This is a genomic window from Frankia sp. RB5 (assembly GCF_059816245.1).
In genome coordinates this window covers 1-6,343 of record NZ_JCBATA010000122.1, presented here as the reverse complement: position 1 = coordinate 6,343, position 6,343 = coordinate 1, and the positions used below count along the sequence as shown (strand labels likewise).

The 6,343-nt window shown below is 73.6% G+C and carries 5 protein-coding genes; all 5 read right to left on the bottom strand.

The genetic code is table 11. The features are described 5' to 3' along the window. Window positions 1–125: 125 nt before the first annotated feature. Window positions 126–1,703, bottom strand: coding sequence for a glycosyltransferase family 4 protein (locus AC6EXY_RS32865; RefSeq protein WP_101831640.1), 1,578 nt, complete (start codon window positions 1,701–1,703; stop codon window positions 126–128). Between the two features lie 233 nt (window positions 1,704–1,936). After that, window positions 1,937–3,310 carry a choice-of-anchor P family protein gene (locus AC6EXY_RS32860; protein ID WP_499818974.1) on the bottom strand — a complete coding sequence of 458 codons (1,374 nt, stop codon included), beginning with the start codon at window positions 3,308–3,310 and terminating at the stop codon, window positions 1,937–1,939. Between the two features lie 131 nt (window positions 3,311–3,441). Beyond that, on the bottom strand, window positions 3,442–4,821 hold the full coding sequence (locus tag AC6EXY_RS32855) for a nucleotide sugar dehydrogenase (protein ID WP_101831637.1): 1,380 nt from the start codon (window positions 4,819–4,821) through the stop codon (window positions 3,442–3,444). Window positions 4,822–4,842: 21 nt separating this feature from the next. Then, window positions 4,843–6,021, bottom strand: coding sequence for a non-hydrolyzing UDP-N-acetylglucosamine 2-epimerase (gene wecB / locus AC6EXY_RS32850; protein ID WP_499818973.1), 1,179 nt, complete (start codon window positions 6,019–6,021; stop codon window positions 4,843–4,845). Continuing rightward, window positions 6,018–6,343: GDP-mannose 4,6-dehydratase (locus AC6EXY_RS32845; RefSeq protein WP_499818972.1), on the bottom strand; the 326-nt coding region annotated here is incomplete at its 5' end. The genes AC6EXY_RS32845 and wecB, both read right to left, overlap by 4 nt.

The window sequence follows — 6,343 nt, the reverse complement described above, 5'->3', positions numbered from 1 at the left end:
CTTGCCCGCCGACGCAACCTCGGACGACGTCTCCGGCGGCGTCCGCGGCGGGGCGGCGGGCCCCCGTCCGCCGGCGGCGTGCACGCGGTGCTCGCCCGGCGCCGCGCGTGAACCGATGTCGGGTGTCATGCGCCGTCCTCTCTCGACCTGGGGACGTGTCCGGCGGGTACCCCCGGCGCCGATCCGGTGGCCGTCGGGGCCTCGCGGGCGGACGTGCCGGCGAGGCCCGTCTGGGCGGGCACCGGGAGCGGCAGGAGGAACGACAGCGGCGAGGGGTCGGCGGCCGGGGCCGGCTGGCGGTCCCAGGCGGCGATCGCCGCGTAGAAGGCGCGGGCCCGGGCCGCCGTCCGCTCGCCCCGGTAGTGCTCGGCGGCGGCGCGGTTGCGCGCGGACATCTCGGCGAGCGTGTCGGGGCTCGCCAGGACCTCGGTCATGCGCACGGCGAGCGCGACCGGATCGTCCGGTGCGACGAGATCCTGGGCGGCGAGCAGCTCCCCGATGCCGCCCACCGCGCTGGCGATCGCCGGCACCCCCCGGGCCATCGCCTCGATGAGCACCCTGGGCAGCCCCTCGGTCCGCGACGGCAGGACGAACAGGTCGGCGACGTCGAGCAGGGCCCGGATCTCGGCCCGGTTGAGGGTCGGCACGAAGATGACGATGTCGTCGAGGCCCTCGCGCCGGGCGGTGCGCACCAGCTCGTCGTGGTGGCGCCCGGAGCCGACGATGACCACGCGCAGCCGGTAGCCCCAGGAGTCGAGCAGGCCGGCGGCGCTCAGCAGGACGTCGTGGCCCTTGTAGCGGCGTTCCTGGGAGCCGATGGTCACCACCGTCGCGGGGATCGGCGGGCGGGTGGAGCCGGGGCGGGCGGCGGCGGTGAAGTCCGCCGGGCCGAGGCGGCCGTAGGCGTAGTCCGCGGTGATCGCGCCGGGGGCCGGCGGGTAGCGGCGCTGCAGCGTCTCGCGGGTCACGTAGCCCACCGCGCGGGCGCCGGCCGCGTACCGGCGCAGCCAGCGGCGGGCCGCCGGGCGGGCCCAGGGACCGAACATCCCGCCCGCGACGGCCTCGGCGTCACCGATGATCTCCAGCGCGTAGGGCAGGTGGCGGCGGCGCAGCTCGGCGACGAGCGCGGCACCGACGAGTCCCGGCATGACCGCCAGGTAGCGGGTGTCCACGATGTGCGGCGAGCGCCCGGGCCCGGTCGCCGGCGCGACGGCGGCATCCTCGGCGCTGCGGGGCGGCGCGGCACCGGCGGCCTTCGCGGACGGCCCGGCCTCCTCGGCGCTCGAGGACGGCGCGACACCAGCGGCATGCGAGGACGGCGCGACACCAGCGGCGCTCCGCTGGGACGGCACGCCACCGACGGCGCGCCCGCGTGGCGTCGCGGCCAGCAGAGGCCCCGCGTCGAGGCCGGCGGCGATCACTGCGCGTAGCGATCGGACGGTGCGGAGATAGCCGACCATGCCCTGGTAGGGCGGTACCGCCGCGACCCGTACCCGGTCCCCCTCGACCGGGAAGGACGCGCCGGCACGCGGCTCGGTGGACCCGGGCGCCGGCGCGGGCGTGACCCTGGCCAACACGACAACCTCCTGGAAGACGTCGAGGTAGGTGGCCCACTGCTGGTAGGCCTCGCCGGGCGTGCGGGCCATGACGGCGTCGTCCGTCCCTCGGTGGAACCGTGCCTCCGTCGCGACGACAACCCGCATGGCGCCCACCCTTCGCCGGTGATCCCTCCAGGACGAGCACAACTTACAGCCATCATCCGATTACATAGAGATACAGCACTCACGGAGAGTCCGGGCGCGATGGAGCGACATCCGGCCCCCCGGCCGCGATCGGGCGGGTGGGGCATGCCATCCCCACCCGCCCGTCCCGCGCCCGGCTGGGCGGTGTGAGCCGCCCACCCCGCGCCGGGCGCGGGATCCCGGAGGTCTCGGACCTACAGGAGTCCGTTCACCGCGAGGCACTTCGCCGGGTCCGGCGAGTCGGCGCAGAGCTGGCCCTCGTGCCCGGTCGTCGAGGCGCCCGCGTCATGCGGGTCGATCGGCGCCGACAGCGGGGCCGTTCCCTGGTCCGTCGCACTGATCGAGGCGCCCGCGATCCTGATCACGCTCCCCGCCGGCAGGACGCCGGCCACCTGGATCACGACCTCGAGGGCCCGCACCTCCACCGAGGTGGCCGTCTGGATCTGCCGGTTCAACACCACGTACCCCACCCCGGGCAACGGGACGAAGGTGTTGGGCGCCACGTTGTCCGGATAGGCCACCCCGCCCACCGTGAGGTTGGTGAACTGCGTCCCGGTCGTGTTCAACACGGCTGGCTGACCCGGGCTCTTCGCCGCGTTCACCTGCGAGGTTATGGCAGTGGCGCCAATCAGCCCGCCCAGGAGGTTCACGCCCGAGAGCGTGATCCTGGACGATCCGACCGACGGATTGCCCGGCACCGACGTCCCGGAGGCCGTGATGGAACCGGTGGTGAGGATGCCCGGCAGGTTGATGCCGGACAGGCTCGACTGCGAGTTACCCGAGGGGCAGGGGACACTCTGCCCGATCAGCGGTCCCACCGTCAGCGCACCGGCGGCGATCAGGTTGGAGTAGGCCACCCCGGTGAGGAACACCGGCGGCTTCGGCACGAACCCCGACTGGGTGGTTCCGATCCGCACGTCCCGACCGGCGTTCTCTCCGGCCGTGAGCCGGATGTGCGCACCGACCGTGCGGATGCCGTTCGGGACCGGCATCTGCTCGTTGAGCGTGATCGACCCGAGCATCGGGATCGGGACGACCGTGTTCGGCGCGATGCTGCCGAGCGGGATCGGGACACCGAGCACGCTGAGCGCCCCGAGCGAGACCGCGCCGCTCGTGAGCACGTTCGTCCCCGTGTTGACCGCGGTCGAGGTGACCCCGAGTCCGCTCAGGGTGACGAGGCCGCTGAGCAGGTTCATGCTCGACACCGTGCTGCGGGTCACCGCGACCTGGTTGTTGTTCGGCCCGGTCTCGGCGGTGGTGGCGGACTGGAACACCGAGGACGAGTTGATCAGGCCGGGGATGGTGACGACTCCCCCGTTGCTCGTCGACAGGCCCGGCAGTGTCGTGCAGGTGATGCTGGTGGGGAACGTCGGCCCCGAGGTCACGGTGCCGCCGTTGGACGCCAGCGTCCCGAAGGCGAACTGCTGGTAGGCCAGCGGGCTGGGGACGGCCTGCGCCGTCCCCGCCTCCACGCCGACCAGCGTGACCACGAGGAGGCCTCCGGACACGACGCCGACGGTGAGCCGGCGCAGTCCCACCCGGGACCCCACGCGGAACGATCTTCGCATCGACCCCTCCTCTCCGTAATTGAATAATTACTTTCAGTGATCAGCCTAGGAGGGATCCGCGCAATGACCTAACTACTGACAGGTAGATAGCTACGTTGAGTCACTTTCGGGCGTGTCGCCGTACGGGGCGGTCAGAGGGACTCCACGGCGAGTGCGACGCCTTCGCGCCGTGGCGACTGGGCCGGCACCCACGCCCGAGAGGTGCCGGCGTGTCCAGCCGGGTCGGGAGTGGGCGCGCCTGCGGCGGCCGGCCGGCGGGCGTCGTGCGGGCCGGGCAGCCAGCGCCGGGTGTCGAGGACGAGCCGAGCATGACGGGCGACCGCGTCCCGGTCGAAGGCGTCGTGGTCGACGAGCACGACGACGAGGTCCGCCGCCGCGAGCTCGGCCGGGGTCGGGTCGACGAGCATCAGTCGGGCGGGCAGGCGCGTCGGGTCGACGTGCGGGTCCGCGGCGCGCAGCTCGGCACCGAGGTCGGCCAGCAGTCCCGCGACCCGGGTCGCGGGCGCCTCCCGCGCGTCGCCGGTGTTCGCCTTGTAGGCGAGGCCGAGCAACAGGATGCGACTGCCGGCGACGGAGCGGTGCCGCGCGTTGAGCATCTCGGTGACCCGGCGCACGACATGGTCGGGCATGTGGTCGTTGATGTCGTTGGCCAGCTCCACGAACCGGAAGCTGCGCCCCAGGCTGCGCCGCACCCGCCAGGACAGATAGGACGGGTCGATCGGCAGGCAGTGGCCGCCCGCGCCCGGCCCGGGGGTGAAGCGCAGGTAACCGAAGGGCTTGGTCGACGCCGCGTCGATCGCCTCCCACACGTCGACCCCGAGCTCGTGAGCGAACATCGCCAGCTCGTTGACCAGCGCGATGTTGACGTGGCGGAACGTGTTCTCCAGCAGCTTGGTGAGCTCCGCGGTGCGGGTGGAGCCGACGGCGACGGTGCGCTCGACGAGGCTGTCGTAGAAGGCGGTGACCGCGGCGAGGGACCGCGGGCCGGTGCCGGAGACGACCTTGGGGGTGTTGACCAGGTTCCAGGTCCGGTTCCCGGGATCGATGCGCTCCGGGGAGTAGCCGAGGTGGAAGTCGACGCCGGGCCGCAGCCCGGACCCGGCCGTCAGCAGCGGGCCGAACAGCTCCTCGGTCGTTCCCGGATAGGTGGTCGACTCGAGGATGACGGTCGCGCCCAGCCGGATCAGCGGTGCCAGTCGCTCGGCGGCGTCGACGATGTAGGACAGGTCCGGCGCCCCCTCCCGCAGCGGGGTCGGCACCGACACGACCGCGACGTCGAAGCCCTCGGCGCGGGCGTAGTCGACGGTCGGCTCGTACCGCCCGCTGGCCAGCGCGCCGGCGAGCTCCGCGGACGGGACGTCCTCGACGTAGGAGTCGCCGGCGGCGAGCCGGGCGGCCCGGTCCGCGTCCACCTCCACGCCGATGACGTGCCAGCCGGTGGCCACGGCCCGCATCGCCACCGGAAGTCCGACGTAACCCTGCCCGATCACCACAAGCTTGTTCGATGACATGAACAGAGTGTTGCGTATTAACTACATAGAGCGACGTACCGGCGACGACGTGTCCTCGGCGGCGACCGCCGGGGCCGGGACCCTCGCGGGTGTGTCGGGGCGTTGCGCGGCGGGCACCACCACCCGGGCGAGGACCTGCGCGATCCGCCCGCCCGCCCGCCCATCCCACAGTGCGGGACGCCGCGGCGGCGGCGGGTGCTCCAGCGTGTCGAGGGCCGCGGTGACGACGACCCGCCGGTCCCGCCCGACGACCCGGTTCGTCCCCTCGGTGACGGTCAGTGGCCGCTCGGTGGTGTCCCGCAGCGTCAGGCACGGCACGCCGAGCACCGTCGTCTCCTCCTGGATGCCGCCGGAGTCGGTGAGCACGATCCGGGCGCCGGCCTGCAGCGCCAGCGAGTCGAGGTAGCCGACCGGGCCGATCACCCGCACGCTCGACGGCAGCCGGCCGGCCACCCGGGCGGCCGTGCGGGGATGGGCCGGGAAGATCAGCGGGCAGCTGGCGGCGATCTCGCTGAGGGCGCCGAGCAGGCCGTCGAGGGCGGCCGGGTCGTCGACGTTGGCCGGGCGGTGCAGGGTGACCAGACCGTAGTCACCGGGACGCCGGCCGAGCCCGGCGAGGACCGGGCGGGCGAGTGCCTCGTCGCGGCGGGCCAGCAGGGTGTCGACCATGACGTTGCCGACGAGGTGCACGTCGCGCGGCTCGGTGCCCTCGCGCAGCAGGTGCTCCACCGCGTCGGGAGAGGTGGCGAACAGGTCCGCGCAGAGCCGGTCGGCAACGATCCGGTTGATCTCCTCGGGCATGCCGCGGTCCCCGCTGCGCAGGCCCGCCTCGACGTGCGCGGCGCGCACCCCCGCCTTCGCCGCGACCAGCGCACAGGCCAGCGTGGAGTTGACGTCACCGAACACCACGACGACATCGGGTGCCAGCTCCGCCAGCAGCGGCTCGAACGCGGTCATCACCGCGGCGGTCTGCACCGCGTGCGACCCGGAGCCGGCCGCCAGGTGATGGTCGGGCACGCGCAGATCGAGGTCGGCGAAGAACACGCCGCTCATCGCCTCGTCGTAGTGCTGCCCGGTGTGGACGAGCGTGGTGCGCAGGCCCGCCGCCTCCAGCGCGTCGAGGACCGGCTTCGCCTTGACGAAGTTCGGCCGGGCGCCGGCGACGACGACCGCGTGGGCCGCCGCCCGCGGGCCGGTCATGGCCCCGGCGCGGCGCGGCGGACGTGCGGCAGGGCCACCCCGGGCCCCGCGGCCGGCGGCGGTGGCGCGCCGAGCAGTCCTTCCCGGGAGGCGGTCTCGGCCTCCGCGTCGAGGTCGGCGTCGACCATCATCGCGATCAGCTCCTCGAAGCCGACCTTCGGCTCCCAGCCGAGCACCTCCCGCGCCTTCGACGCATCCCCCACCAGCACATCCACCTCCGCCGGCCGGAAGAACCGCGGATCCTGCCTCACCAGCTCCGACCAGTCCGCGATCCCCACCCGGGCGAACGCCGCATCCAACAACTCCCGAATACTGTGCGTCT